Source organism: Helicobacter didelphidarum, from assembly GCF_003364195.1.
Taxonomy (GTDB): Bacteria; Campylobacterota; Campylobacteria; order Campylobacterales; family Helicobacteraceae; genus Helicobacter_A; species Helicobacter_A didelphidarum.
Genome location: NZ_NXLQ01000119.1, coordinates 1 through 1,602, shown reverse-complemented (window position 1 = coordinate 1,602; position 1,602 = coordinate 1). Strand labels below are relative to the sequence as shown.

1 protein-coding gene and 1 pseudogene are annotated in these 1,602 nt (G+C 32.8%); both read right to left on the bottom strand.

Annotation, left to right across the window (positions count from 1 at the left end):
• Positions 1 to 428, bottom strand: a pseudogene (locus CQA53_RS11300) (hypothetical protein); the annotation flags it as partial.
• A gap of 3 nt (positions 429 to 431) precedes the next feature.
• Positions 432 to 1,400 carry a superinfection immunity protein gene (locus CQA53_RS11295; protein ID WP_115544008.1) on the bottom strand — a complete coding sequence of 323 codons (969 nt, stop codon included), beginning with the start codon at positions 1,398 to 1,400 and terminating at the stop codon, positions 432 to 434.
• Positions 1,401 to 1,602: the final 202 nt, after the last annotated feature.

The following is a 1,602-nucleotide window of genomic DNA, read 5'->3' as shown; positions in this document are numbered from 1 at the left end:
AATGCTAAAAATATATCTGCTATATAATCACCAGTATTCTCTGTGCCTCTAAAAGCTATGATGTAATTTTGTGTATCTGTATCATAAAATAAAGTAGCAGAGAATCCCGTATCATTATCTTGACTAAAAGCTAAGACTTCAAATCGTGTAATGAAGTGATTGGCTTGAGAATCGCTAAAGCCAACATTGTATTTTTCAAAGATAAGATATTGAGATTCACTAAGGGCTTGGTGGTAGGTGGGAAGTTCAATATTTTTATCTTTTTTTAAACGCTTTATTTCATCATCTGTATAATATTCCCCTCGCTCATTAAAGCCCCATTTCTTTTCTTTATCACCATACATACCACTATTTAGCCCCTCACTATAAGAAGCCCAACACAACTCGGCATATTTAACTAACTGCATATATTTATACATTTTATTCATTTTTTACCCTTGTATTATGTCAATATTGTCTTCAGCGTTCTTTACAACATCTTGCTTGTGTTTAACTCTCGTGCAACTCCATACCAAACAAATAACAAGCACAGGTATAAAAGTGCCTAGCAAGAGATTGAGTAAAAGTATTTTGTAGCGTGATTGATGATTACGCACAAAAGCAATGATTATAGGTAAAAAATATACAAACAATATCAAAAGCCATATCGGCGATAACATAATTATTTCATTTCCTCTTTTCTTAAATTTATAATTTCGTATATCTCCGCAAGTCATTGTTCTTGTTCTTGATGATTGGGCGACCAATGCTGAATCTAGCCATTCATAATTTACTATTTTTCTAATCAAGCGTTCTGTCCCATCGTCGTTAATGTAGTATGTATAATCAACATTTCGTGTTATAAAAGCCCATACGAGAAAACTGCTGATTTTTTCTCTACCAATCTTTGCTTTATCTTGCTCATATTGCTCATCTAGTTTGCGGTCTTGCTCTAAACGCAAGGTGCTTGCCTCATCAAACCACACTTGCCCCAATGGATATTTTTGCTTTATTTCCTCATATTTTGGTTTATACGCTTTGTCTAACTCTGCAATTTTATCATAGTATAGCTTTATGTAAGCCTCATCACTTATGCTGCTTTTATCCATTTGACAGAGTGTGTCAGCAATCAAAAAGTCAAGCCTATATTCATAAGGCACAAGAGAAAAAATAAACCAAGTCCCCATAATAACGGGATATGGCAAGGCTAGGTAAAGCTTATTAACTCTTAGATTCTTTTTAAAGATTTTATTAAAGCTATATACACAGAATCGTAAAAAAAGATATGCCCATATACAAGAGAGAATAAAAAGTGTAATCCAACCAAAAAATGGGAAAGGAATAAAAGTAAGAATATAAAAGAATTGTATATTTAAAAGAGTTAAAAAGAAAAGTAGGGAATATTTAATGGAGGTTTTCATTTTTTATCTCCATTATTTCTTTTTAACCCTGTGCTGTAATTAGCCCAAGCGAGTTCCGCATATCGCAATAACTTTAATTTCTGCTCTTTTATGTATTGTCCCATCTACACCACCTCTTTAATCTTGATTATATAAGATTCTACATTATCTTTGCCAATCTCACCACTAAACCCCAATCTCTATCGTAAGTTTCTTACATTGA

Bases quoted from the DNA above. Each gene is read 5' to 3' on its own strand.
- CQA53_RS11295 (WP_115544008.1), bottom strand. From the start codon at position 1,400: ATGAAAACCTCCATTAAATATTCCCTACTTTTCTTTTTAACTCTTTTA.